Annotated in this window: 22 protein-coding genes; 5 read left to right on the top strand and 17 right to left on the bottom strand. The window is 53.6% G+C overall.

Annotated features, from left to right (window positions below):
* Positions 1–299: 299 nt before the first annotated feature.
* From ABFX35_RS00835 to ABFX35_RS00820, 4 genes are all read right to left on the bottom strand, one after another.
* Positions 300–1,388 (bottom strand): ABC transporter substrate-binding protein, encoded by a 1,089-nt coding sequence (locus tag ABFX35_RS00835; protein ID WP_428832152.1) that lies wholly within the window; start codon positions 1,386–1,388, stop codon positions 300–302.
* 560 nt (positions 1,389–1,948) lie between these two features.
* Positions 1,949–3,730, bottom strand: coding sequence for an aryl-sulfate sulfotransferase (locus tag ABFX35_RS00830; RefSeq protein ID WP_346078615.1), 1,782 nt, complete (start codon positions 3,728–3,730; stop codon positions 1,949–1,951).
* A gap of 128 nt (positions 3,731–3,858) precedes the next feature.
* Complete coding sequence (locus ABFX35_RS00825; RefSeq protein ID WP_346078613.1) at positions 3,859–4,620, bottom strand: ABC transporter ATP-binding protein; 762 nt, start codon at positions 4,618–4,620, stop codon at positions 3,859–3,861.
* The gene (locus ABFX35_RS00820) at positions 4,617–6,188 is read right to left on the bottom strand and encodes an ABC transporter permease (protein WP_346078611.1); all 1,572 of its coding nucleotides are present in this window, start codon (positions 6,186–6,188) and stop codon (positions 4,617–4,619) included. The genes ABFX35_RS00825 and ABFX35_RS00820 overlap by 4 nt, the downstream gene beginning before the upstream one ends.
* 413 nt (positions 6,189–6,601) lie before the next feature.
* Here ABFX35_RS00820 and ABFX35_RS00815 point away from each other — a divergent pair, with 413 nt between their 5' ends.
* Complete coding sequence (locus ABFX35_RS00815) at positions 6,602–7,981, top strand: diguanylate cyclase (RefSeq protein ID WP_279026961.1); 1,380 nt, start codon at positions 6,602–6,604, stop codon at positions 7,979–7,981.
* A gap of 116 nt (positions 7,982–8,097) precedes the next feature.
* Here the strand turns inward: ABFX35_RS00815 and ABFX35_RS00810 are convergent, their stop codons facing one another.
* The 11 genes from ABFX35_RS00810 to idnD all read right to left on the bottom strand — a co-directional run bounded on the left by ABFX35_RS00810 (position 8,098) and on the right by idnD (position 19,027).
* On the bottom strand, positions 8,098–9,417 hold the full coding sequence (locus ABFX35_RS00810; protein WP_279026962.1) for an anaerobic C4-dicarboxylate transporter family protein: 1,320 nt from the start codon (positions 9,415–9,417) through the stop codon (positions 8,098–8,100).
* A 58-nt stretch (positions 9,418–9,475) separates the two neighbouring features.
* Positions 9,476–10,321, bottom strand: coding sequence for a fructoselysine 6-kinase (locus ABFX35_RS00805; RefSeq protein WP_346078608.1), 846 nt, complete (start codon positions 10,319–10,321; stop codon positions 9,476–9,478).
* Positions 10,322–10,384: 63 nt separating this feature from the next.
* Complete coding sequence (fraB, locus tag ABFX35_RS00800; protein WP_346078606.1) at positions 10,385–11,359, bottom strand: 6-phosphofructose-aspartate deglycase; 975 nt, start codon at positions 11,357–11,359, stop codon at positions 10,385–10,387.
* A 182-nt stretch (positions 11,360–11,541) separates the two neighbouring features.
* Positions 11,542–12,318: a GntR family transcriptional regulator gene (locus ABFX35_RS00795; RefSeq protein ID WP_346078604.1), complete on the bottom strand. Its 777-nt coding sequence runs from the start codon at positions 12,316–12,318 to the stop codon at positions 11,542–11,544.
* A 46-nt stretch (positions 12,319–12,364) separates the two neighbouring features.
* Complete coding sequence (locus ABFX35_RS00790) at positions 12,365–12,835, bottom strand: NanQ anomerase/TabA/YiaL family protein (RefSeq protein WP_346078603.1); 471 nt, start codon at positions 12,833–12,835, stop codon at positions 12,365–12,367.
* 95 nt (positions 12,836–12,930) lie between these two features.
* Positions 12,931–13,626, bottom strand: coding sequence for an RraA family protein (locus ABFX35_RS00785; protein ID WP_095845776.1), 696 nt, complete (start codon positions 13,624–13,626; stop codon positions 12,931–12,933).
* Between the two features lie 19 nt (positions 13,627–13,645).
* Positions 13,646–15,154 carry an MFS transporter gene (locus ABFX35_RS00780; RefSeq protein ID WP_095845777.1) on the bottom strand — a complete coding sequence of 503 codons (1,509 nt, stop codon included), beginning with the start codon at positions 15,152–15,154 and terminating at the stop codon, positions 13,646–13,648.
* A gap of 46 nt (positions 15,155–15,200) precedes the next feature.
* Positions 15,201–16,151 (bottom strand): 2-hydroxyacid dehydrogenase, encoded by a 951-nt coding sequence (locus ABFX35_RS00775; protein WP_346078600.1) that lies wholly within the window; start codon positions 16,149–16,151, stop codon positions 15,201–15,203.
* A gap of 32 nt (positions 16,152–16,183) precedes the next feature.
* Positions 16,184–17,176 (bottom strand): DNA-binding transcriptional regulator IdnR, encoded by a 993-nt coding sequence (gene idnR, locus ABFX35_RS00770; protein ID WP_095845779.1) that lies wholly within the window; start codon positions 17,174–17,176, stop codon positions 16,184–16,186.
* A 37-nt stretch (positions 17,177–17,213) separates the two neighbouring features.
* Positions 17,214–17,978: a gluconate 5-dehydrogenase gene (idnO, locus tag ABFX35_RS00765; protein ID WP_279026976.1), complete on the bottom strand. Its 765-nt coding sequence runs from the start codon at positions 17,976–17,978 to the stop codon at positions 17,214–17,216.
* Positions 17,979–17,992: 14 nt separating this feature from the next.
* Positions 17,993–19,027 (bottom strand): L-idonate 5-dehydrogenase, encoded by a 1,035-nt coding sequence (gene idnD / locus ABFX35_RS00760; RefSeq protein WP_279026977.1) that lies wholly within the window; start codon positions 19,025–19,027, stop codon positions 17,993–17,995.
* Between the two features lie 456 nt (positions 19,028–19,483).
* Between idnD and idnK the strand changes: the two genes are divergently transcribed.
* On the top strand, positions 19,484–20,044 hold the full coding sequence (idnK, locus tag ABFX35_RS00755; RefSeq protein ID WP_279026981.1) for a gluconokinase: 561 nt from the start codon (positions 19,484–19,486) through the stop codon (positions 20,042–20,044).
* Between the two features lie 99 nt (positions 20,045–20,143).
* On the opposite strand, the gene ABFX35_RS00750 is transcribed toward idnK, so the two are convergent.
* Positions 20,144–20,767 (bottom strand): cysteine hydrolase family protein, encoded by a 624-nt coding sequence (locus ABFX35_RS00750; RefSeq protein ID WP_346078597.1) that lies wholly within the window; start codon positions 20,765–20,767, stop codon positions 20,144–20,146.
* Positions 20,768–21,161: 394 nt separating this feature from the next.
* Here ABFX35_RS00750 and ABFX35_RS00745 point away from each other — a divergent pair, with 394 nt between their 5' ends.
* Together ABFX35_RS00745 and ABFX35_RS00740 are read left to right on the top strand one after the other, a co-directional pair.
* Positions 21,162–22,148: a helix-turn-helix domain-containing protein gene (locus tag ABFX35_RS00745; protein ID WP_346078595.1), complete on the top strand. Its 987-nt coding sequence runs from the start codon at positions 21,162–21,164 to the stop codon at positions 22,146–22,148.
* 107 nt (positions 22,149–22,255) lie between these two features.
* Positions 22,256–22,897, top strand: coding sequence for a glutathione S-transferase family protein (locus tag ABFX35_RS00740; protein WP_095845785.1), 642 nt, complete (start codon positions 22,256–22,258; stop codon positions 22,895–22,897).
* A gap of 60 nt (positions 22,898–22,957) precedes the next feature.
* On the opposite strand, the gene ABFX35_RS00735 is transcribed toward ABFX35_RS00740, so the two are convergent.
* Positions 22,958–23,860 (bottom strand): LysR family transcriptional regulator, encoded by a 903-nt coding sequence (locus tag ABFX35_RS00735; protein WP_121555927.1) that lies wholly within the window; start codon positions 23,858–23,860, stop codon positions 22,958–22,960.
* A gap of 93 nt (positions 23,861–23,953) precedes the next feature.
* On the opposite strand from ABFX35_RS00735, the gene ABFX35_RS00730 reads away from it, so the two are divergent.
* A complete protein-coding gene (locus tag ABFX35_RS00730; protein WP_121555928.1) occupies positions 23,954–24,937 on the top strand; it encodes a nitrilase family protein in 984 nt (327 codons plus the stop codon).
* Positions 24,938–24,968: the final 31 nt, after the last annotated feature.

Below are 24,968 nucleotides of genomic sequence, written 5' to 3'. Positions count from 1 at the left end.
CGCTAACGCTGTTCAAAAACGCTTTTGCATTTTTGTCCTGCAACTCGAATTATTTTGGGTATAGATATAATTTGCTCCTGCATACATCAATTTTATTTATCTGCAATTTGAAGTATGAAGGGTATATTTAATTTTTATATTTCCGCTGAAATACTTCGCCGGCGGCGTTATTTTATTTCCCAGACGTACTTTCCCGTTATATTTCACTAACCGGAATGCGCTAAAATAAATTATTCCACGGGGATAAGGTTAGAACTCGGTGCCTGCCCGGCATATGCACCCGGCAGGCGAACAGCAAATTACTGGGGCACAGCCTGCCCGTCGGCGCCATAACGCGGCCAGACCGGTTCCAGTTGCAACGTTTTCAATGCCTGCTCCACAAACTGGCCGTCAAACCAGCTATCAACGGTAAACGCCGTGCGAATTAAACCGGCCGCTTTGGCCCGGTCTACGCTGTCTTGCAGACTGGCCTGCAAGAACGCATCCAACCGTGGCGAACTGCGGAAATTCAATTCCGCCGGCTGCAGTTCGGCCAGAAACAGCGCCTGCGGGATCCAGCTTTGCGCCTCGAGCTTTTCAACATACGCCGCCGTATTGTCCGGCTGGCTAATCCAGTGGGCGTTTTGCACCAGGATATCCACCAGTTGCTGCGTTACCTGCGGGTAATGCGTAATGAAATCCTGGGTGGCGACCACGCCGGCCTGGGTGGTGTTCGCCCGGCCCAGTTCCCCGCTGTCGGCCACAATGGCGATGCCCTGCTCGCGCAGCGTTAAAAGCGACACGCCGCCCCATACGGCATCGATGCGGCGAGCGGCCAACGCCGCGCGCCCGGCGGCCCAATCCAGATTGATCACTCTGACATCTCGCTCGCTCAGTCCAACGCTTGCCAGCGCACGATCAAACGCCAACTGATCGGCCGTGCCGCGATATACGGCCACCCGTTTGCCTTTGATATCCGCCAGGGTTTTGATGCCCGATTCCGGCGTGGCGGCCAGGTAAGAATGGGAGCCACGTACCCCCAGCAAGAAACGGGTTTGCAGGCCACCAGCGCGGCCGATAATCGCGGCCAAATCGCCCAGATAGGCGATATCCAACTGGCGGTTGGCTAACGCCTCATTCACCGCCGGCCCGGCCCCTTTGAAAAAGGACCATTTTATCTTGATCCCCTGCGGTTCAAATGCCTGCTCGAATTGCCGCTGGATATGCGCCAGCCCCAGTGGGCCGGCGATAAACGGTTTATTGCCCGCACTTTGATCGGGCACGCCAATGCGGATTTCCGTGGGCTTATCATTTTGCGCGTTTGCCTGGCTGACCACCCCGGCGGCCAGTAGCCAAAATAGCATGCCCCATTTGAATGCCTGCGCCACCGCTATCCATCGTTGTTTCATTTTATTTTTCCATTCGTCTATTTATTAATTGAATTTACCTAACTGCCATAGGCGACTATAAATAACTTTTTTATATTTCCTTTTGTGAAAAAGGGATAAATTAGTGATTACCCGCGTTACAGGAACATATGCATTTATTGCACGCACACCATCGATTTAACGCATGCGCCATTATCGCAAGATTATTAAATTATCCTCCCCATTAATTTATAAATTCTATACCCCAAATAATTCGAGTTGCAGGACAAAAATGCAAAAGCGTTTTTGAACAGCGTTAGCGCTGGCCCCGAAGGGGTGAGGCCGTATGGCCGAATCATGCGGCAACGCAGCGAGTCCCCAGGAGCTTACTGAAGTAAGTGACTGGGGTGAGCGACAAATCTGCCAGGAGCAGATTTGAACGCTGTTAGCAGCGGCCCCTTTGGGGCGAGGCCCAAGGATGGGCCGAGTAATAAAGCCAACACACCTGCAACTTGAAGTATGAAGGGTATAATTAATACGGGCCAGAGCCATAAATTAATACGGCACCGGCCCCGGTGATTATCTCGGCTATGTTTATGTTGTTATAGCGCCAACCATTGTGCCAACTGGCCGCTGGTTAAGCCGTTTTTGGCCCTATCGATCACCTCGCCGTCTTTCAACAGCAGCAGCGCCGGTAGCCCGCGCACGCCAAAGCGCGCCGCCAGTTCAGGGAAACGATCGGCATCCAGATAGTAACGCGGCCGCTGCGCCAGGCCGGCGGCAAGCGCTGGCTCATTGAGCTTGCGCCACAGGTTGCGGCAGTGAATGCAACGTTCAGCGCCGACAAACAGCAATACGTTGCCCTGCTCAAGCTGTGCGCTGTCTGGGTGATCAATCCGGCTAAAGCCTTCGGCATCAACGCGGAACACTTTTGGGCTGCGGCGCAGCGTATCGTTGTCGGTGGCCACGCAGAGCGCGTCGCCGCTTTTGCTGTAAGGCAGGGCGCCCTCAACCTGCACCACGCTGGCAAAACCGCTGCGCCCCGCCGCGCCCGGTTGGCGCAGTTGCGAAACGTCTGGCGCGGCGATGGCGGTCTCTTCCGGCTGCGCCAGTTGCGGGATCCACGCATACGGCACGCGGTAGGCGCGATAAACCATGTTGTTGTTGAGCGCCTTGCCCCAGTACGGGGAGATGTATTCCCAGACGATCTCGTGCTCCTGCGTCACTTCAAAAATACGGCCGTTCGATCCTTCATTGATCAACGTGTTGCCGTTCGGCAGCCGTTGAATATTGCTGATATACGGGCTGTAGAAACGGTAAGAGTCTGTCGGCTGTGGGATACCGGCTTCATAAGGGGAATAGCGCCATTCAATATCCAGCGTCACCGGGTTGATTTCCAGCACCCGCGAGTAATCGCGCCAGGCGTTTTTCACCCCATCCGGCGATGCCGGGTTAGGCGCGCCATACCCGGCCCAGCCGCCGTTATCAAACACCAAAATATTGCCGGCGCCCGGCAGGCCGGCGGGAACCATGTGCGCATGGTGCTGGCCGATAATCCACCCCAGGTGTTTCAATTCCGGTTTGCTGTAGTCCGGGCCCAGTTGCCAGACGATCTTACCGCTCGGCTTATCAATAATGGCGATGATATTTGATTCACGCGCGTCCCAGATGATGTTGTCCGGGTGGAACCGGGTATCCCCGGCGTCAAACCATTTGTTCGGCCCCAGCGTGGACATGGAGTTGATGTGCATCCAGTCCCCCATGCCGCCGCCGCTGGCGCGCATATTGGGGTTGTTGCGGATCGCTTCGCGCGCGGCTGCGTCAAAACCAAGCTCGGCAAAGTGATCGCTGCAGCGCCATTCCCAAACAATATTGCCCTGCCAGTCGACTTCGATAATGGTGTCATCCAGCAGCAGCTTGTCGCTGATTTCCGGGTTGTGCAGGTTCTTGTGCGCAAGTATCAGGGTATTACCCCCCTCAACCTGTGGCTCCAGGCCGGGCGCATAATACCCCACCGGGTTACCCGCACGCTGGTAATCATGGTGCGCCCGCGCCATCCAGCGCACCGGATTGCCGGGATCGCGTATTTCTTCATAGCGATCGAAGCGCCAGGTAATATTGCCTTCCCAGTCAACCTGCACCAGATCCGCCATATCCTGCATGCCGTAGCGGGGATCGCGCTCGCTCAGGTGGCCCAGGATCACGCCGCCGGGGAAGATCTTGTTCGGGAAACCGTGCAAATTTGGCCAGTGGCGCAGCTCGCGCCCGTTCATGTCCGTCAACACGGCGCCGCTTTCCACCGCCTGAAATACGGTGTAACCGCTCCAGGCTTTTTCCGGGTTATAAATCGTGGTGCCGGTTGGGTAAACAGAGGGATGCCCCATTGCTGTTTTCTCCTGTTTTCATTAAGTGATGCCCGCAGGCTTAAAACGTTGCCCAAACCGCAGGCGGCGGCCTTCTCTGTATGCGCCTAGCGCCAGGGAATTGCGTGTAATGCCGCCTGCGTTGGGGGTTAATGCGAACCGAGGTGTGGCTGCGTTATCAGGCTGCGGATGCGGGCGCAGCAGGCGCCAAATTCCGCGCTGTCCCGATCGCGCGGCTGGGCCAGTGCCACGGTGACGACATCCAAAATCCGCCCCGGCCTGGGCGAAAGCACCACGACCCGGTCTGCCAGCGCCACCGCCTCCTCCACGTCGTGGGTAACGATCAGGGTGGTGGTGCCCTGGCTTTGATGAATGCGCAGCAATTCCTGCTGCATCTGCTGGCGCGTTAACGCATCCAGCGCGCCAAAAGGTTCATCCAGCATCAGGATCTCGGGGCGGGCGACCAACCCGCGGGCGATCGCCACGCGCTGGGCCATCCCGCCGGAGAGCTGCGCCGGCAAGGAACGCGTGAATTCACTCAGTTGCACCAGTGAAAGAATATGGCTTATCCGTTGGCGCTTCTCGGCCTGGCTTATCGGTTCATCCGCCAGCCCCAGCGCCACGTTTTGCTCAACGTTCAGCCAGGGGAACAGGCGCGGTTCCTGAAACACGATCCCTCTGTCGCGCCCGGTGCCCCGCACCGGTTGGCCGTTAACGCGGATCTCCCCTTGAAAATCACCATCCAGGCCGACCAGCAGGCGCAGCAACGTCGATTTACCGCACCCGCTGCTGCCGACCAGCGCCACCAATTCACCGCGTTGAATATCCAACGAAAAATTGTCGATAGCCGTCAGGTGTTGCCACTGTTTTTTAACGTGGCGAAACGCCACAACCGTAGAAGATGCCGTCATATTTGCTCCTGCCGTCGCCAGCGCGTGGCGGATGCTTCCAACACGCGGCCCGTTTTATCAAGCAGCGCCCCGGTGATGCCGATAAGTAACATGCCGCAGAAAATCGTCGGCATATCAAGAAGCTGTTGCGCATTGATCATCAGGCTGCCGATACCTACGCCCGATGACATGAAATACTCCGCGCCGATGTTGCCCAGCCAGGCATAAAGCAACGCCAGACGCAGGCCAGCAAAAATACCGGGGGCGGCGCCGGGCAAAATCAGTAAGCGCAGGTAGTCGGCGCCTTTGAGGCGCAAAACCTTCGCCACTTCATCCAGTTGCGGATCGCGCCGGGCAACAGCCTTCAGGGTGCTAAAAAACATCGGGAAGAAGGCCGCCAGCATCACGAATACCACTTTGCCGGGGTTGTCGTTGCCCACCCAGGCGGTGAGCAACGGCAACCAGGCAAACAGCGCGATCTGGCGCAACACGTTCAGCGTGGGGGAAAAAACCGCGCCGACGGTGGGCCTTAACGCACAGGCCAGGCCACCGGCAAAGCCCAGCACAATCCCGGCCGCGCCTCCCAGCAGCGCACGGCCCAGGCTTTGCCCCATCGCCTGTAACAGTTCGCCGTTTTGCAGGCCGCGGATCAGGCGCTCAACCACCGCCAGCGGCGAAGAGAGCAACAGCGGATCGATCCAGTCATGGCGGCTGGCAAGCTGCCAGAGCGCCACCAGCAGCACCGGCAGCACGAGCCCGGCCAGCCGCGCCTGCCGGCGGTGCAGTTGCCGGCTAAGCGCGGGCTGCGGCCAAAAAACCAGCCGCTGATACAACCGGTGCGTTCCCCATTCCATCACCAGGCCACTGATGCCGATAACGGCGATCGCGACAAACACGATATCGAGTTGAAAAAGCTGGCGCCCCCAGACCATCAGGTAGCCAATCCCCTGGGAAGAGGCCAACAGTTCAACCACGATCAGCGAGATCCACGCCTGGGAAAGCGCCAGATGCACCCCGGTAAACCACCCCGGCAGGCTGGCGGGCACCAACAGCAGGCGAAAACGCTGCCATCCATTCAGGCGCACCACGTGCGCCACTTCGCTTAAACCGAGCGGCACCGCGGCCAGCGCCTGCTGTGTGTTCAGTGTGACGGGCACGATAACCGCCTTGACGATCACCGCCATTTTCAGCCCATCGTCGATGCCGAACAGCACCATAAATAGCGGGATCCACCCCAGAGTGGGGATTTGCGCCAAGGTGTAGAACATCGGTTCCAGGTATTGCGCGCTGCGGCGCGATAGCCCGAATAGCCCGCCGAGCAGCGTGCCGGCCACCACGCCGAGCAGTAGCCCCAGCGCCAGGCGCTGCAGGCTCACCCACCACTGGGCAAGCAGATCGCCCTGCCAAAGCGCGCTCGCCGTTGCCAACACCACCCGCGGCGCCGGCAGGATTTGTTCCGGCATCCACTGGTACTGCGCCGCCAACTGCCACAGGGCAAACAGCGCCGCCGGCAGCAGTAAAGGCCACAGATTTATATGCCACATCGGCGGCGCCAGCAGTCGCCTTTTCAAGAGCAGCAGTTGTGCCATAGCAACCTGTTTAATCAATGAAAACATGTGGCTATCAAACAGTCCTTTGCTGCGCTTGACTAATGCATTTCTTGAATATGCCCACTGCAAAAGACGCATTTATCCCGCTGCGCCGCGCCAGCGCTGGCTTAGCTCAATTCCGGCATCGCTTTGCTAAAAAAATCATTTAAAACAAGATAGTGGTATATGCAGAACCGTTAAACAGAGGGCGCCGATGGCGAAAAGGGTACGGTAACGCGGGTTTTTCTGGCGCAGTGGCGGCGGCGCGGTGGAAAAGAATGAGGGGGGTTACCAGGCGCTGAAATATAGCCAAAATAATTCGGCCGCAATCCAAGCCTATTACAACAGGTATGCTACGATAGATGAAATTATTTGCAGCATAACTTTCAGATAACCTGTTGGCTTAATTAAAGATGCAGAAAGAAATCGAACAATATATCTCTGTTATTCTTCAAGAGTGGCAGCCCTTACGCGCAGAGCTCCCGCAAGCGGCGATCGTGGTTTTGCAGCAGATTGCGGAAGAGCAATCTGACGATCTGGCCAACAAGTTTTATGAAAGTTTGTTTAAAGATCCGGCTATTGCGCGGCACTTATCCTATGAACTGGTGCAAGAACGGCTAAGCCGTTCTCTTTCCAAATGGGTCAAGGCCGTTCTGACCCACGGCGAAAACCAGCTCGAAGCGCTGGCGCAACAGCAATACCACGTGGGCGGCGTCCATGCCCGCATCGGCATTCCCGTTGAATTTGTGCAACGTGGCGCCCGGCAATTGAAGTACGGCATCTTTGACTACGTTACCAGCCGCAGCCTGGATCCCTCCCTCAGTTTACAGGTGATGCATTATGCCGCGATGGCGATTGATATCGCGATCGAAATGATGAGCCACGCCTATGCGATGTCGCATTACCTGGCAACACGTAATGAAGAATCTTACCGCCTGCATGTGTTGATGAATAACGCGCATCTGGAGCAAGGCAAGCAACAGACGGCCCTTTCCAACTGGGAAAACTCGGTGATTTACAGCCTGGTGAGCGGCGCACGGCAAACGGAGCCGCTGGTCAACATTTCCGAATCCAGCTATGGCCTGTGGTTCCGCCATAAATGTGTGCGCCACTTTGGCGAAAACCAGCAGGTTCAGCAAATGCGCCAGTTGATGACGCAGATTGATGAAAAAGTGGATAGCATTGATACCACGGCGGAAATGCCGGTAAAAAAAATGCAGGAACTGCTACGCGTCATCCATAGCAGCTGCCAGCAAATTAATACCCACATGGAGATGCTGTTTAACGAAGCATCGCATATGCAAGACGGCAAAGATGCCCTGACGAATTTGCTCAACAAGCGCTACCTGCCAATTGTCCTCAAGCACGAAGTCAGCCTGGCGATGGAAAACCATTTGCCGCTTAGCGTCGCCATCATCGATGTGGATCATTTCAAACAGGTGAACGATGAGTGGGGGCATACCGTGGGCGATCGCGCGCTGACGCACATCGCCAACCTGCTCAGCGATAATATTCGCTCCAGCGATTATCTGTTCCGCTACGGTGGGGAAGAGTTCCTGATTGTGCTGGTTGAAGCCGGCCAGTCGGAAACCTATACGTTGTTGGAGCGCATCCGCCGGATCATTAGCAGCACGCCTTTTGAAGGCGTTGCCGGGAAAACGCTGCCCATCACGGTAAGCATCGGGTATGCGCAACATAATGGGCTCCCGGACTATAACCTGTTGCTCAATAAGGCGGATATTGCGCTGTATGAGGCCAAACGCAACGGCAGAAACCGTATTGAGCCGCAATAAGCTTAGGGGCTGGAGCGCTATTTCATTAGACCCATATATACCCTACAACTTGAAGTATGAAGGGTATAACGCGTTTATTCCGCACGGGTACCGCCAGAGGGGCCACCGATCCCCCATTACGGTATGACAAATTTGCCGATGGCTAACCCGACCACGACCGAGACGATCACATTCACCAGGCCGGGGCGCATAAAACTGTGGTTAAGCACATATTTACCAATACGGGTAGTGCCGGTGTCGTCGAAAGCCAGCGCAGCCAGGCACTGCCCGGCGACCGGGATCAAGAAATAACCGTTCACCGCCGGCCATGAGCCGATGAGTGCATAAAGCGGCAACCCCAGCGCCAGCCCCAACGGCAGCAAAATCAACGTGGTCGCGGCCTGGCTACTGACCATGGCCGAAACAAAGAACATCATGATGGCAATCAGCCAGGTATGTTCCTGAAGCAGCACCTGCACCTCGGCCTTAATCAGATCAATATGGCTGCTGACGAACGTTTCGCTCATCCAGGCAAGGCCGAAGGCACAGACGATCGCCAATGCACCCGCGCGAAATACCGAGCCACTCAGGATGTGATCGACGGGTGGGCGGCACAGCAATACGATCAGGCAGGCAAACGACAACATCACCATTTGGATTGCGGCAGACATCGACAGCGGCTGCAACCCTTTTGCCGTTTCCACCAGCGGGCGCAGCCCTGGAATCAACCCCAACAGCACAATCACTACGGCGCCGGTCAAAAACAACAGCACGGACAGTTTCGCATGCGGGGCCAGCACAGCTGCCCTTTCCGTTTTACCGATCGGTTTTAACAACCCTTCGCTCAACCTGCGCTGGTATTCAGGATCGTCCTTTAACTCTTTGCCTTTATTAAAGGTTGCGATAGCGCCTGCCGCAACGCCAATTAACGTCGCGGGTACGCAAATCATCATAATGGTGGAAATCGAAACCCCCAGCGGGGCCAGCAGGCCGACCATCGCCGCCATCGCGGCGGAAATCGGGCTTGCCGTGATCGCCTGTTGCGAGGCAATCACCGATATGGACAGCGGCCGTTCCGGACGATTGCCCGAATCACGGGAAACTTCAGAGATAACCGGCAGCAAGCTGTAGACAACGTGCCCGGTACCCGACATGAAGGTAAAGAAATAACAGATAAACGGCGCCAGCAACGTGATATAGCGAGGATGGCGGCGCAGCATACTTTCCGCCAGCCGAACCAGAAGATCCAACCCGCCGGAGGCTTGCAAAGAAGAAGCAGCCAATACAACCGAGAGAATAATCAGAATAACATCAATCGGTGGTGAAGAAGGCGTCAGGCCGAAAACAAATACCAGGATGCCAACGCCAAATCCCCCGATCATCCCTAAAAAGACACCACCGACTCGGGCACCAAACATCAGAGCCACAAGAATAAAACCGAGTTCCGTCCAAAACATATTTACCCCCTGATAATTACGGAGTTAATGCCAGACTTTTATTTAAAGGGCGCGGTGTTTAATCGGAATAGGGTTTCCCAAAACCAAATGCGCCATAATGATGCAGAACGCCGCGTGCCAATGCGCCCCCCGCCGCCATAGCACGAAGTACAATTTCTCTATCGGCTTCAGGCTGCCCGGCTTGTAGTATCGACAGCATAAAGCCGGTTAGGAAAGCATCCCCCGCGCCCAACGTATCTATTGGTTCGATATATTCCGGCTGCCATGCAATAACCTCTTCGCCCGAAAAATAATAAACTTTCTCATGGCCACGGGTGGCGATAATATGCCGGCAGCCAGAATCAAATAGCTTATCTATCTTTTGCCTTGTTTCATTTTCCGTAAGCGCACCACAGGAAATAAAACCATAATCCACCCACGGGCAAACTTGCTTAAAATAAGCATCCGTACCCCGTGAGGAAAAATCGAAAGATAACGTGACGGGTAATGTTTTTATCTTGGCCAGTTCTGTTTCCAGATGGCCATTCAGGCTAGAGTGCACTAAATCAAACTGTGCGATGTAGTCCAGATCGGTTGCTGCCAGCGCCAGCGGATGCTCGCGCAGCACACCATTTTTATTACTGGTGACAAATTCCCGATCGCCGTTCACCAGCCGGATGCAGGCATAGCCATTCTCACCGCTGTAGTGCCGGCAACGCTGCCTATCAATGCCTAATTCGTCTAACGTCTGCTGTACGTGCCGGGCGGCGGCATCGCTGCCAAACGCCCCCAGAAACGCACTCTCCATCCCGGCCTGGCGGGTATAAACCGCAAAGTTGAGGGCGTTGCCGCCAGGGTACATCATGCCGGAATGGAGGTATTTATCAACGACGTTATCGCCGATGCCAATCGCCTTTATGCTCATTGTTGTTCCTTATCCGATCATCCAGCCAATGGCATCCTTGCCCGATTAACGCGCCAAATAAGATCAGTACTCCACCTTCCACATATAACGGCGCGTGGTTAATGGATGCTGACGAATATCAGCAAGCGCACGGTTATAAACCGGGTAGACATTGTTGAACAGCGAGTGGTTAAAGTAATCGATTACGGTCGGCTTAATGGTGGAAAGGCCCAGCTCTTTGGCGTCTACGACTTCAATACGGCGACCATATTTTTTCAGGAATGTTAATGCGCGCTCGTCCACGGCGCGGGTGCTGCCTTCAGAGAACTGGAAGAAAAATGGCGTGTTGGCGTCGGTAATCTCAAAGGGGCCGTGGAAGAACTCACCGCTGTGAATGCAGGCGGAATGGATCCACTGCATTTCCATAAAAATACAGGTGCTTTGTAAATAGGCGGCGCCATAACCGGCACCGCTGGCCAGGGTATAAATAACCTTATCATCCTTATATTCTTCAGCGAACGCCAACGCGCGTTTCTCCAAATGCTCACAGGCGCGGTAGACAATACGGTTAATTTTGCTCAGCCCGTCCTGGAAATCATCATAATGCATATAGCCTTCCGTCTGCTGCAGGAACTCTACGGCACTTAGCAACCCTTTGATGGTTTTCTCTTGCGCAATGTCTTTACCTTCGCCAAAGCTATAGGTTTCAACAAAATCACAGTGGGCCACCAGTGGGGAATCAGTGACCCACGTCAAGCCGATCACCGGTACGCCACGGCTTTGCGCCAGCGCGGCGGCCTGGATAGTTTCTGGCGTATTCCCCTTATGCGAAGCCACGATGACGACGGCATTGTCGGCCAGCGCAACCGGTGGGTTATTGATAAACTCGCCACTGTTGTACAGCCCAACAGAGAGTGTTTTGGCCTCTTTCTCGATAAAGGCTTTCGCGGGGTAAAATGCGGCATAAGAGCCCCCACAGGCAACGTAGTAAATATGCGTGATCCCCCCTTTCGCCGCGTTGTTCTCCACGATGCCGCTCACAATTTCTTTGATACTCATACTGATCTCCTTGGGTCTGTACAGACATCCAGCGCCACAACACAATGCCGCTTAATGTATTTAAATGTATTGGTTTAATCATATAACATTGGGATACATTTAGATCAATAAAATCGCGCAAAAAAATCGGGATCCACGATGTAGATCCCGATCTCAGGGGTATTTAAACGGCGAAGCAGTGATTAAACCGTGAAGCGGATTTTGTCACCCACAATCAACTGATGAGAAATACATGATACTTTCCCTTTATTATCAATCATCTCGCTTTTTATTGAGATTAAGGGATAGCGCTGAGCGACACCAAGATAATGAGCCACTTCAAAGTTGGCATACACCAGCTCGATCACTTTGCTTGAATGGGTAAACCATAGATCGTACTTATCGCGCAGGAGATCATACAAAGAGTTATTGTTTAGATCCTCGCCCAACAGGAAAGCAAAAGACGGCGGGAACCAGACCGTCTCCAATGAGACCGGCACATCGTCGGCATAACGAATACGCTCCAGCACCACGGCTTTCTCATCTTTGCTGATATTAAACCGCTCGCGTATTTCTTCATTCGCCGGTTCAAAGACGGATTTAATGGTACGTGCCCCTGGGCGATAGCCCTGCGAACGGCACAACTCGCTGAAGCTCATGATGCCTGCCATGCTGCGCTGGAATTTCTCACCGGAGACAAACGTCCCTTTACCTGAAACGCGGGTGAGCAAATTTTCACGCGTGAGCGCATCAAGCGCTTTACGCACCGTCACCCGGCTGACCTTCCAACTGGCACTGAGATCATTTTCGGTTGGGATTTGCTGCCCAGGCTTAAACTCGCCGCTTGAAATGGCTGCTTTCAGGGCTTCTTCAAGCTGTTTATACAGTGGCTTGGCGCTTGTGGGATCCGGCTGATTCACGCTAAGTATCCTTTTGTATTGCCATAATGCGCACAAAATATAGCATACAATACACAACATTTTCGCTTATGGATGAACCGGCTCCGGTTACGTATTGGCGGGATGGCTAATAGCGGCCAGGCGCGGCGATCTTGATCACGGCCTTTCTCAGAAAATGGGTTGAATCCAAATAACAGGCAGGCTTATGCCATTCCCCCGGGAAGAAAATCACCAACCCGCCGGGGGGCAATACCAACCATGCTTCGCCCTGCTGCGCCTGCGCAAAACAGATATCCCTGGCCTTATCATAGGGCGTGATATTTTCCATTCGTCCATCCCCGCAGACATACCCCAGCGTTTCCGGGCCGTTTAGCGGAATATGAATATCAATATCACGCTGATGCATTTCAAAAGGTTTAACCGCTGGCGCCGTTAATTGCCGGTCCATCATCTTAACCAGAATCTTTCCCGCTCCCAGTGAATAATCACCTGGCGCAAGATCAAACAGATCCAGCGCCATTACCTGTTCCAAAGCGGTTAGGAACTCTGCATCCAGTCCGGGATGGTGTTTAATCGAAGCCAATGAATCAACAATCATGCCATGCTCCTTTTTTAAATAGCACGCAGGGGTTAACCGCCACATCCGTTAACCCCCGGCATGATATTTAGCGGGTATTAAAACGTGCCGAACAATCAGAAATAAACATCGTCGATGACGTCGACGTTTTTTGCCGCAAATAATTTATCAATCCAGGTGCGCTCCAGGGCGCCGGATTTTGCCAGTTCAAAGTTGTGATTATCCACAACCAGGTACTGCTGGGCCTCTTCCAGAATACGCGCGGCATCCAGGCGCGGAATGATAATCACCCCATCGGCATCGCCCATAACAATATCCCCTGGGCAGACATGAATTTTCCCACAGGCGATCGGCACATTAATTTCACCCGGGCCATCCTTGAATGGGCCACCTGGCGTATGCCCGACCGCATACAGCGGAAAATCCATTTTTGAAATCCCTTCGATATCCCGAATCGGCGCATCCAGCACGATCCCTTCGATACCACGGTAGCGGGCATAGGTGGTCATCACTTCGCCCATCAGCGACTGGCTGCGGTCCCCTTCGTTCGAAAGAATAATCACATCATCACGGCCGGCAATATCCATGGCCTTATGCAACATCAGATTATCGCCAGAGCGCGCTTTAACGGTGACGGCTAACCCGCACATAACGGCTTTTTGGGGCGCGCTCATCAGCTTTATTTCCGATGACAACGCCGGCATGCGGCTCATACAATCGGCGACCACCGCCGCGGGGAGTTGACGGAATGCATCAAGCAAAGGGAGTGCATCCATCGGTCTTTTTAAAAACACACGATTACCAATAGCCATTCCAATATCCTCTAAGTGATTAATTGTGAACTTTTTCGGCCAAAGCGATCTGCTCTGGGGTGGTCTTCTTCGTGAAAGCGCCCGTGAGAGGGGTTCCGTCAACAGCGTCGTAATAACGCAGCGCTTCTGGCCGCAGCCAGCGTTGCAATCGTGACGGCATATCTAAGCCAATCAGCAGGATAACGACAAATGTCAGCGAGAATGACAAACCACTCAGCGCCGTTCCCAGGCTGAATTGTTGGGCAATGGAGGCGCCTAAAACAGGCGCCAGTGCCCCGCCCATAGAGCCAATGTTGTAAATGAACCCCAAATTGGCTGCACGTTGGTCGGTATCGAAATAGCCGCTGATCAGTTTGGCAAGCAGCCCGCCAACGCCCTGGCTAAATAGCTGCTGCAAGAAAATCAAAGCGCACAGTAGCCACACGCTGCCGCCGGTTAAGGCAAATACCGGGATGATGATGATCTGGGCAATCAGCAGGCTGATGACGTAGGTTTTTCTGGTGCCGAAATAATCGCCGGCGATACCGGCAAAACAGCAGCCTAGCCCCATGCCGAATCGGCTGAAAGAGAACACCAGCGCCACGATTTCAGGCGTGTAATGCAGCTCGGTTTTTAAATAGGTCGGCAACAGCGCATGTATCGGCCAGCCATACAGAAATACGCATAAAATAATCACCGTCAGCATTAAGCTGGTGGGCCATTTTTTGCCGCCGCTTTGTACCAAAAAGGAAATAAAAATCAGTGTGGTGATCACCCCCAGAATAGCGACCAGTACGGCAGGCCGACTGTGATCGAAACAAAAATACAGCGCCACCGCAGCGATAACAGACATGGCGATATTCATGCCGCTTTTAGCCGCATTACCATTGCGGTATAACAAATCAACCATGGTAAATACGGGCTTGGTGCTCTTGGCACGATTTTTTGCCCATTCTTCGGCTTCGGGAATAGCGCGGCGCAACCATAACGCATACAGGATTGGGATAATCCCGATATAAAATAATACGCGCCAACCCCATAAAGGCACGATGACGCTATAGGCCATTACCGAAAGAATAGCGCCGGCGGAAAAACCAGAGTTAAGAAACGCGCTGGCCTTATTACGCATGTCCTTGGGCCAGCTTTCGATCACGTAGGCGGAACTTGTGCCGTATTCCCCGGCCATCCCAACACCGACAATCACCCTGGCGATGAACATCCAAGTGTAATTAGGCGCTAAACCACAGGCGACCGTGCCGCCGGCAAACATCACAATGCTGGCAATCATGGCGCTCTTTCTGCCAAACCGGTCGCCCATGGCGCCCAGGGCCAGGCCGCCGAACCACCTTAAGATAAAAGCGGCGGAAACCAGCCCGGCGGCTTCAACCGTCGGGATATTAAACTCCGCCATGATTTCGGTTAGCACTAAGGTGATAATGACAAAATCAAAACCATCAAGCATATAACCGATCCAGGCAGCCCAGAATGCTTTCCACTGCGGCCGCGTAATGCGCCGGCTCCAGTGCAGGGTCGAGGACTCATTATTCATAACGTACCTCATTATTTAAGGGTAATATTTCACGTATTTATTTTTCTTACTGTAAATCCAGCGCGGTTATCGCCTTGCCTTCGGTGAAGTAACGATCAAGGTTATCAAAGACGTTATTTGCCATTGCCTGGCGGGTTTCAACCGTTGCGCTGGCAATATGCGGCGTGAGTAAAACATTATTCATCTGCAATAATGGCAGTGGAATTTCCGGCTCATGCTGATAAACATCCAAAGCCGCGGCCTTAATTGTGCCTGATTGCAAAGCTTCAATAAGATGTTGCTCATTAACTAACGAGCCGCGCGCAATGTTAATCAACGTGCCATCGGGCCCCAAGGCCTGCAATACGGCGGAATCAATCAAATTCCGGTTACTTTCATTACCGGGCATGGCCAATACCAGAAAATCTGAAAATGCCGCCAACGCCTGCACGTCGGGGAAATAACTATATTCAACGGACGATTTTACGGTTCTGTCGCAATAGCCCACGTGCATATCAAAGGCGCTGGCGCGTTTAGCAATTGCCTTGCCAATTTTCCCCAGCCCCAAAATCCCGATCTTTTTACCGCTGACTTTACTGGCAAGGCGAGGGGATGTCGTTAACCATTGACCACTTCGGGCGAAATTATCCTGATAGGATAATTGCCGTGCCTGCGCCAAAATAAAAGCCAGCGCCAAATCCGCCACATCATCAGTTAAAATATCGCGGGTAACGGTAACGTTAATCCCCCTTTCCGCCGCTTTGACTAAATCAATACCGTCGGTTCCCACGCCAAAAACTGAAATAATTTCCAGCCTAGGCAGCCTGGCCATCACATCGGCGGATAAGCCAACATCGCCACGGGTGGCAACACCGCGAATTTTTTCGCCGTGCTGACGTAAATATTCATCGCTATTTTCGCACTGATAAAGGTTATGACAGATAAAACGGCTAGCCAACCTGTTTGCCAACGCATCCATTAATGGTTGAACAACCAGGATATGTTCTTCTTTGCTCATAATTATCTCGCTTTAACGCGTTAATTAATGGGTTATATCGTTTCCCCGGTAAATATCTTGAAGCCCAGATCAACGCTACGTGTGGCATTCGCAGCATCCATTTTTTTGATGATCACCTCTGCCGACTTTTTACCAATTTCAAAGCGCGGAGTGATTACACTGGCTAATACAGGCGTCACCGTTTTGCCAATATCAAGGCCATGGAAGCCGGCAATAGACATCTGCTCCGGAACCCGAATGCCACGCCGCAAACACTCCTGCAATACGCCAACGGCAATATCGTCATTGGTGCAAAATATCCCGTCGACTTTTTGCGCCCCAGCCAACACATCTTTGAGCATCATCGCGCCCAGCGAAAATGATGAAATGCTGTTAGGTGATATACGGCGAGCCAGTAAACCGGACTCTTGCATTGCCGCGCGATAACCAAGATAGCGTTGGTTATCGCGCTGATCGTTACGCGATCCGAAATAATAAATATGCTTTTTCCCATGCTGGATCATGGCATTCACCATATGGTAAGCCGCTAATTTATTATCAAAGCCAATTTCAATATCGATCTGTGATTCCAGCGTATCCATGATTTCAATAACGGGTATTTTCGACGATCTTAAATAGCTTTGCGCACGCAAGGTGTGTACTTTTTCGCACAGCACGATACCTTCAATGTCATATGACAATAGATTGATAATCTGCTTTTCTTCATTCTCCCTGGAATAGTTATATTCAGAAATTAACAACTGATAACCATGCTGGTTAGTGATAAACTCCAGGCCGGAAAGAATGTCTGAAAACACCTGATTCTGGAAAGAGGGTATCAGCACGCCAATTGAATTACTTTTTGCATTGAGCATAATATTGGGCGCTCTGCTTGGTATGTAATTCATCTCATCCAGTATTTCTGCAATTTTCAGCCGGGTTTCCGATGCCACCTGTTTGGGCTCACGTAGATAGCGGCTAACGGTCATTTTACTCACGCCCGCAAGGCTTGCTATATCCTGGAGACTTATCCGGTTATTACGCATAGATACCCTTTATGAAGTTTATATCCCAGCCACAGAATCAAACGGCGACCAACATGCCTCCATCCACGAAAAGCAGGTGACCATTTACAAAGTCAGAGGCTTTCGAAGACAAAAAGACAGCGGCGCCAATCAATTCCTCAGGGTTCCCCCAGCGGGCGGCCGGAGTGCGCTTACATAACCAGTCTGTAAATTCACGGTTTTCGACCAACGCCTTGGTCATTTCAGTTTTAAAATAGCCGGGCGCGATGCCATTAATTTGAATATTGTATCTGGCTAATTCTACGCACATCCCACGCGTGAGCATTTTTACCGCCCCCTTGGAGGCCGCATAAGGTGTGATGGTGTCGCGCCCAAGCTCGCTTTGCATAGAGCAAATATTGATAATTTTACCTTGTTGCCGTTTAACCATATGTTTGGCAACCGCTTGGGAAACGATAAATACCGATTTCTGATTTACCCTGATCACATCATCCCATTCAGCTTCAGGAAATTCAGTAAACGGATGGCGGCGCTGAATCCCCGCGTTATTAATCAAAATATCGATCGGGCCAATACGTTGCTCAATTGCGGCAACGCCATGCTGCACCTGTTGACTGTCCGTCACATCAAAAGGCACGCCATAGGCTTTTATGCCCTGCTGTTCCAGGTGGGTAACCGCCTGATCGACCCGTTCTGCGGTTATGTCATTAATAATGATTTCTGCACCATAGCGCCCAAGCCCCTGGGCCAATAAAAAGCCGATCCCTTGCGCCGAACCGGTAATTAACGCTTTTCTATCTTTGAGAGAAAATAAAGTATCCACAATCCATCCCCATATTATGCAAAAACGAGCTGTACTTTTGATGCGGCTGATTTGTCCGCCGCGAAATTCAGCGCTTGCTGGAAATCTTCAAACCGGTACTCCGCGCTGAGCAAGGGCAGCGGGTTGATCTTTTTCTCCTCCAGCCATTGCACTGCAGTGTTAAATTCTTCCGTAAAACGAAACGTGCCAATGAGGTTAATTTCTTTGGCAATCAGCGCCATCAATGGGATCTCTGCGGTTGCGCCCCCCATCCCCACCTGCACGACGTGCCCTTTTGCTCGGGTGACCTGAACGCAGCGTTTGATAGAAGCCGGATGGCCCGAAGCCTCGAATGCCACATCAAAAAAGCCTTTGCCTGATTCATAGCCTGCCAGTGCCGGCGCATCGGCGGTAAAGGTGTTATCGGCCCCCATGGCGCGGGCAAGCTGCAAACAACGTTCACTGATATCCGTTGCCACAATCTCTTCGGCCCCCAACGCCTTGGCGGCCGCCACAACCAGGCAGCCGATTGGGCCAACCCCGGAAACGAAAACCCGTTTGCCTTTAACACTGCCGGCCTGGTTGACCGCGTGGATAGCCACCGCCAGCGGTTCAGCAAAAACAATCACATTGCCGCTCACCGCAGGGTTAAAAGGAATACACTGTTCGTTCTCCACGATTTTATATTGCGTAAAACCGCCATCAACGTGAGGAAAATACATTGCGCTGCCAAAAAAACGCATATTCAGGCACTGATTAGTATTCCCCTCCAGACAATATTCGCATTTAAGGCAGGGTTTACTTGGGTTAATCGCCACCGCCATACCCGGGGCCAGAGAAGGCGCACTGGATTTCTCGACAATACCAATCACTTCGTGCCCTAAAATCATTGGCATTTTCACCGGATAACTACCCACCCGGCCATGCTGATAATAATGTAAGTCCGAGCCACAAATGCCGCCGCGGGTGATTTTAACCAGCGTACCTTTATTCTCATATTCCAGTTCATATTTTTTAAGCGCAACGGCCCGCTCGCCTGTTACCACACAGGCAATAGAGTTAATTTTCATATTGGCTCCCTTTATTGATGTGCGGCTTATTAAACGAACAAAACCGCGTTTAATTTGTGATTAAAATCACACAAAAGGGATGTTACATTGGGATGTTACGCATATCATTACCGAGCTCTCAAAATTCAAAAAATAGCCGTTGAAATAGTTGCGCTATGTCTATTACCTGTTAGCGGCAATCCATTACGCCATCAATACATTAGAAAGAGTAAAACATCCCGATACATTTTTAAATTCTTCTCACGCTGGTTTATTTTTATTTATTAAAATTTTTATCAGGAAAAATATCGCCATATTTAAAAACAACACCGTTGATTTTAAACAGGTGTTACACCAGGATGTTACGCATAACGTGATGCCGGTTATATTTTTATATTCCCAGCCGATTAAAACATCAGTTTATTCAGTTATACCGGGTAGGATGTTTTTGATTTTGTCTTTAACAGGGGTAATAAAATGGCGGGTGAAAGCTATATTTTGATGGGCGTTTCAGGAAGTGGTAAATCGTTGATCGGGAAAAAGTTAGCAGATGAACTCGGTGCCAAATTCATAGACGGCGACGATCTGCATCCTGCCCGCAACATTGACAAGATGTCGCAAGGGATCCCGTTAACTGACGAAGACCGGTTGCCATGGCTTGCAAGGCTTAATGACGCCTCTTACAGCCTTTTTAAAAAAAATGAAATGGGCTTTATCGTTTGTTCTTCGCTTAAAAGAAGCTATCGCGACGTTCTCAGAAAAGGCAGCCCTCATATCGTTTTCCTGTGGCTGGACGGCGATTACCACGTCATTCTTAATCGCATGGCCGATCGTACCGGGCATTTTATGCCGATAGAACTGCTGAAAAACCAATTTGAGGTGCTGGAGCGGCCGGATGCGACTGAACGCGATGTTATCCGCATCAACGTAAATGAGGGCATTGAACAGGTAATACGGCAATGTAAAAGCGCCATCGCTTCGATTAAACAGGCGCGAGAAGCCGGCCCCGCGGTGGGCAGAGAGCATGCTAATCCGTAGCTGGGAACGCGCGGGCTTCCGCTTTCGGCGCCATAAAGCGGATATTCGGGCCGCCCAGGACATCCCGAATATCCGTTTTTTAATGACACGCGGAATTAATCAGGCCGTACGGCGCGCGTTTTGATTCGAACTATAGATATTTTCACGCACCGGCTGGCTGCCGTTTTGCAGCACGGCCAACCATTCATCCGTGGTCAGCACCGCCGCAAAGCGCGCCTGCAGCACAACGGAAAATACCCGATGAATCTCCTCAGCGCTGGCGCTGCCCGCGCGGTTTGCGTAAGACACCGCTCCCGTTGCATCGCTTAGAAACTCAACCGCCAACCCGGCATGCAATGCGTGTTTGATGGTGGAGTCGTCGCAGTTTTGCGTCATATAACCAACCACCGTGAGCGTATCAATGCCATTGGTGGCGACCCACTCCCCCAATCCGGTGCCCGAGAACGCACTGGGCATGGATTTTTCAATCGCCAGGGCACGCGGGCGGTTTGCTATCTGTGGATGAAGTTGCGCACCGAGCGATCCGCGAGCAAACAGCGGTGAATCTTCCGGCGCAAAGTTCTGCACAATCACCACCGGGATGCCATTCGCTTCGGCGGCATCCAGTGCTCTGCCGATGTTGGCGAGTGAAACCTGCCGATCGGGGTATTCGATGGGCAGATCGCCCGTGAAGTATTCATTTTGTACGTCAATGACGATTAACGCGCGTTTGCAAGCGGCCATGATGAACTCCGTATATCAGTGAAAGAGTGATTAGGCTGTGTCCCGCAATAGGTCGTGGTGCCGTCGTTGCGTCCAAAGCCCGTCATCTTGGCTGCGGGCGCAGGGCATAGTGGGCCTATGTTCAAGCCCGATAACGCAGAGGACGGGCTTTGGGGGCACGACCCTCCGGGCTGGGGCCATTGGGCCGCGCTCCTGCGTTGCTCGCCGTTTATTTGGGCCCGCCAAACCTCACGGCTTGCGCCTTGACGCACAGCCCAATGACCGCCAGCGGCACTCGCGCACTATTGCGAGACACAGCCTAGTGTGCGCCACGCCAGCGAGAGCCGCCATTGGCCCAAGTGACAATATTCGATATAATCGGGCCAAAACTACCGCCGCGCCCGGGAGCCGGAAAATGACTTCACCCATCGTTACCGTCGTCGCCTTCGACCATATCAGCCCGTTTCATCTCTCTGTGCCTTGCCTGGTGTTTGGCGATGAACGGCGGAACGGCAACCGCCCCTGGTTCAGGCTGCATGTCTGCGCAGCGGAAACTGGCCCGTTGCAAACCACGGCGGGTTTCACAGTGAGCTGCTCCGAAGGGTTAGCCGCGCTGGCGTCGGCGGATATGGTGGTCGTCCCCAGTTGGCGCGACGTTAACGAAACCCCGCCGGAGGCTTTGCTGGATGCGCTGCGCCAGGCGCATATGCGCGGCGCACGCATTGTCGGGCTGTGCCTGGGCGCCTACGTATTGGCGGCCGCCGGCCTGCTCGCCGGGCGTAAAGCCACCACCCACTGGGCATGGGCCGAAGATTTCACCCGCCGCTACCCGGATACCGCGCTTGATGCCAGCGTGCTGTATGTGGAAGACGGTAACGTGATGACATCAGCCGGCGTGGCCGCCGGTATCGACTGTTGCCTGCATATCGTGCGCCAGCACTATGGCCATGAGGTGGCCAATCAGGTAGCGCGGCGCCTGGTGGTGCCGCCGCACCGCGAGGGGCTACAGGCCCAGTTCATTGAACAACCGGTGCCAAAACAACTGACCGATAAGCGCATGGCCGAACTGCTGGATTGGCTGCGGGCCAATCTTCAGCAGCCGCACCCGATTGACGCCGTGGCCGACCGTCTTGCCCTGAGCCGGCGAACCTTCACCCGCAGATTCAAACGGTTGACCGGAATGACGCTCGGCGAATGGCTGCTGCAGGAACGCATCGCTCTGGCACAACGGCGCCTGGAAACGTCTACGGCTCCGGTTGAGGCGATTTCCGAAGAGTGCGGTTTTGGCTCCGGCGCCGTCATGCGCCAGCACTTTGCACACCGATTAAAAGTCACCCCTTCCGCCTACCGCCGCGCATTCCAGGAGCGGCCGTTGGCAACGCTGACGGAAAAAGACGATTGACCTGGCAGCCCAAACCTTGCAGGGTAATACTCATGGGGCCAGAACCGCGTGCAGCCCCAGGCAAGCTGTCGCGAGCCATTGTTGATTCATTGCCAAAGGAGGTATGCGTGTTGACAATATGGGGAAGAAAAACCTCTTCGAACGTGCAGGCGTTAATGTGGTGCGTCGGTGAATTAGGTTTGCCGTATAAACGCCTGGACATCGGGCATAAATACGGCGGCAACGATACGCCGGCCTTTCTTGCCATGAACCCTAACGGCACGGTGCCGGTACTTAAAGACGGAGAGGATGAAGCCCTTTGGGAAACCGGGGCGATTCTGCGTTACCTCGCCACCCGTTATGCCACCGGCGCCTTCTGGCCGGCACAGCCGCAGGAACGTGCCAGGGTGGATAAATGGGCCGAATGGGCCAAACTGAACATCGCCCTTAACTTTACCGCGCCCGTGTTCTGGCGCGTTGCCAGAACCGCCAGCCGGGATCGCGATGCCGCCGCCATCCAGGCGGCCCTTGCGACTCTGCACGCCAAAATGGATATCGCCGAATCCCTGTTAGCGCAACAGGCTTTTTTGGCCGGCGAGCAGCTCACGCTGGCAGACATACAGTTCGGGCATATTCTTTACCGCTATTTTGATATCGATATTGCCCGGCCCGCCTTCCCCGCTATTCGCGCTTATTATGAAAGGCTGACGCAGCGGCCGGCATTTGCCGAGCACGTAATGGTTTCCTATGACGAATTAAAAGTCACGTGATTGCCTGGCGTTGTGCTATCTGCCGCACTGCGGGTTTGAAATACCGGGGCCGCCCCCAGCTCACTGAGCCTGGCGGCCAGGCGTCAGTTTCCCGGCGATCTGTCGCGCGGTTTTAATAAAATTATCCCTTAACGGATCGCGGATTTCGCTATTCCAGGCCAGGCCGGCCTGCCAGGATGTGTGGGGGCCGCTAAGGTGCACAAACCTGATACCCGGCGGCGTGATAGAAAGCGCCCCTTGCGGGATCAGCGCACAGCCATTACCGGCGGCAACCAATGCCAGCAGCGTATGGATATCAGAGGCGTATTGCCCCACTGCCGGCGCGATAGCCCGTGATGCCAGATAGCGGTTAATCTGCGTGGCAAGCCCGCGCCCGCGGTGTGGCGCCAACTGGAGCAAAGGGTGCTTCGCCATGGCCAATTCAGGTTGGTTATCGGGGATCGCCAGCGCGGGCATGGCCGGCACGGCCAGGAGAAGTTTCTCGGTTAATAGCGCTACCGCATCCAGCGGCGGCGCCACTGGCAAACGGACAAAACCGGCATGGAGCCTGCCGGCGCGGATGTCTGCGCACTGCACGTCAGAGGGTATATCATCCAGCCGGATACTTACGCCAGGGAAGCGCTCACGAAACGCCATAATCACTTGCGGCGCCAGCCCAAAAAAAGACAGCCCAAACCCCAGCGCCAATTCCCCCGCGCTGCCTGCCGCAATATAACCGGCATGAAGAAGCAACGCATCGTACTCGCCCAGTAGGTTTTTTGCCCTGGCATAAAGGCGCTGGCCACCCGTCGTCAGCGTCGCGCCATGGCGCCCGCGAATAAACACCGGGAACCCAAACTGTAGCTCAAGCAGTTGGATTTGCTTGGTCAATGCCGGCTGGCTAATACACAGCACCTCGGCGGCAAGCCGGTAGCTCCCCTGATCGGCCAACGCCGCCATCGCCTTCAGTAACTTGATATCCATTCCGTTTTGTTATCTATGATGGAAATTATTTGATTATATCTTAATCGACCAATCTGATGAAATCCTGACTGAACTTGGCTCAGGAGAAAGATAATGAAGACAGATCTGCGTGTGGCCACCGTGCAGTTCCAGCACAAGGCCGGCGATAAAGCGTATAACCTCGCCACCATGGAAAATTTCATTCACCAGGCCGCCAAAGAGCAGGTAAAAATACTGGCGTTCCCCGAGATGTGCCTGACAGGCTACTGGCATGTGCCCAAATTGCCTGCGCACGCCGTCCGGGCCCTTGCCGAGCCGGTAGCCACTAGCGCGGCGATCGGCCAGGTTGCGCACCTGGCGCAAGCTTACGATATGGCCATCGGCGTTGGCCTGATTGAAGAAGCGGAAGATGGCCGTTTGTATAATGCCTACGTGGTCTGTATGCCCGACGGCACAAAGCACGTCCACCGCAAAATCCATGCGTTTGAACACCCCGAATTTTCAAGAGGCGAGCGGTTCACCGTTTTTGATTCGCCCTGGGGAGCACGCATTGGCATATTGATTTGCTGGGATAACAACCTGGTTGAGAACGCACGGGCAATGGCGCTGCTGGGCACAGAGATCCTGATTGCGCCACACCAAACTGGCGGCACTCATTCCCGTAGCCCGTACGGTATGAAGCCGATCCCGAAAGCCCTGTGGGAAAACCGCCATCGCGATCCGCAAAGCCTGCGCGCGGCGTTTGCCGGGGAAAATGGCCGAGGATGGCTGATGCGCTGGCTGCCCTCACGCGCCCATGACAACGGGCTGTTTATCTTATTCAGCAACGGCGTGGGCCTGGATGATGATGAAATACGCACCGGCAATGCGATGATCATCGATCCTTATGGCCGTATCGTGGCCGAAAGCGAGGCGATTACGGATGATATGGTGACATGCAGCATCGATCTCTCGCTAATCCCCCTAAGCACCGGCCGCCGTTGGATATATGGCCGCCGGCCAGAGCTTTATGGGCTGCTGACGCAAAAGCAGGGCTATGAGCGTGATGCGCACGATGCCCGCTTCTCTGATGAGCCTACGGCTATCAGTAAAAAATAACCTGCAGACTACGCCGCCGGGGCCGCACACT

The sequence above is a fragment of the Gibbsiella dentisursi genome (assembly GCF_039539505.1).
In the GTDB taxonomy this organism is placed as follows: domain Bacteria; phylum Pseudomonadota; class Gammaproteobacteria; order Enterobacterales; family Enterobacteriaceae; genus Gibbsiella; species Gibbsiella quercinecans.
Note: the sequence above shows the minus strand (reverse complement) of the source record. Positions and strands in the feature narration are given on the sequence as shown.

Excerpts from the sequence above, each read along its gene's own strand:
- ABFX35_RS00820 (WP_346078611.1), bottom strand. The coding sequence starts at position 6,188 with ATGGCACAACTGCTGCTCTTGAAAAGGCGACTGCTGGCGCCGCCGATG.
- ABFX35_RS00810 (WP_279026962.1), bottom strand. The coding sequence starts at position 9,417 with ATGTTTTGGACGGAACTCGGTTTTATTCTTGTGGCTCTGATGTTTGGT.
- ABFX35_RS00750 (WP_346078597.1), bottom strand. The coding sequence starts at position 20,767 with ATGGCCGCTTGCAAACGCGCGTTAATCGTCATTGACGTACAAAATGAA.
- idnR (WP_095845779.1), bottom strand. The coding sequence starts at position 17,176 with ATGCGTAATAACCGGATAAGTCTCCAGGATATAGCAAGCCTTGCGGGC.
- ABFX35_RS00825 (WP_346078613.1), bottom strand. The coding sequence starts at position 4,620 with ATGACGGCATCTTCTACGGTTGTGGCGTTTCGCCACGTTAAAAAACAG.
- ABFX35_RS00730 (WP_121555928.1), top strand. The coding sequence starts at position 23,954 with ATGAAGACAGATCTGCGTGTGGCCACCGTGCAGTTCCAGCACAAGGCC.
- idnK (WP_279026981.1), top strand. The coding sequence starts at position 19,484 with ATGGCGGGTGAAAGCTATATTTTGATGGGCGTTTCAGGAAGTGGTAAA.
- ABFX35_RS00775 (WP_346078600.1), bottom strand. The coding sequence starts at position 16,151 with ATGAGCAAAGAAGAACATATCCTGGTTGTTCAACCATTAATGGATGCG.
- ABFX35_RS00785 (WP_095845776.1), bottom strand. The coding sequence starts at position 13,626 with ATGGCTATTGGTAATCGTGTGTTTTTAAAAAGACCGATGGATGCACTC.
- ABFX35_RS00745 (WP_346078595.1), top strand. The coding sequence starts at position 21,162 with ATGACTTCACCCATCGTTACCGTCGTCGCCTTCGACCATATCAGCCCG.
- ABFX35_RS00795 (WP_346078604.1), bottom strand. The coding sequence starts at position 12,318 with ATGTTGTGTATTGTATGCTATATTTTGTGCGCATTATGGCAATACAAA.
- ABFX35_RS00805 (WP_346078608.1), bottom strand. The coding sequence starts at position 10,321 with ATGAGCATAAAGGCGATTGGCATCGGCGATAACGTCGTTGATAAATAC.
- idnD (WP_279026977.1), bottom strand. The coding sequence starts at position 19,027 with ATGAAAATTAACTCTATTGCCTGTGTGGTAACAGGCGAGCGGGCCGTT.
- fraB (WP_346078606.1), bottom strand. The coding sequence starts at position 11,359 with ATGAGTATCAAAGAAATTGTGAGCGGCATCGTGGAGAACAACGCGGCG.
- ABFX35_RS00790 (WP_346078603.1), bottom strand. The coding sequence starts at position 12,835 with ATGATTGTTGATTCATTGGCTTCGATTAAACACCATCCCGGACTGGAT.
- ABFX35_RS00830 (WP_346078615.1), bottom strand. The coding sequence starts at position 3,730 with ATGGGGCATCCCTCTGTTTACCCAACCGGCACCACGATTTATAACCCG.
- ABFX35_RS00815 (WP_279026961.1), top strand. The coding sequence starts at position 6,602 with ATGCAGAAAGAAATCGAACAATATATCTCTGTTATTCTTCAAGAGTGG.
- ABFX35_RS00735 (WP_121555927.1), bottom strand. The coding sequence starts at position 23,860 with ATGGATATCAAGTTACTGAAGGCGATGGCGGCGTTGGCCGATCAGGGG.
- ABFX35_RS00780 (WP_095845777.1), bottom strand. The coding sequence starts at position 15,154 with ATGAATAATGAGTCCTCGACCCTGCACTGGAGCCGGCGCATTACGCGG.
- ABFX35_RS00835 (WP_428832152.1), bottom strand. The coding sequence starts at position 1,388 with ATGAAACAACGATGGATAGCGGTGGCGCAGGCATTCAAATGGGGCATG.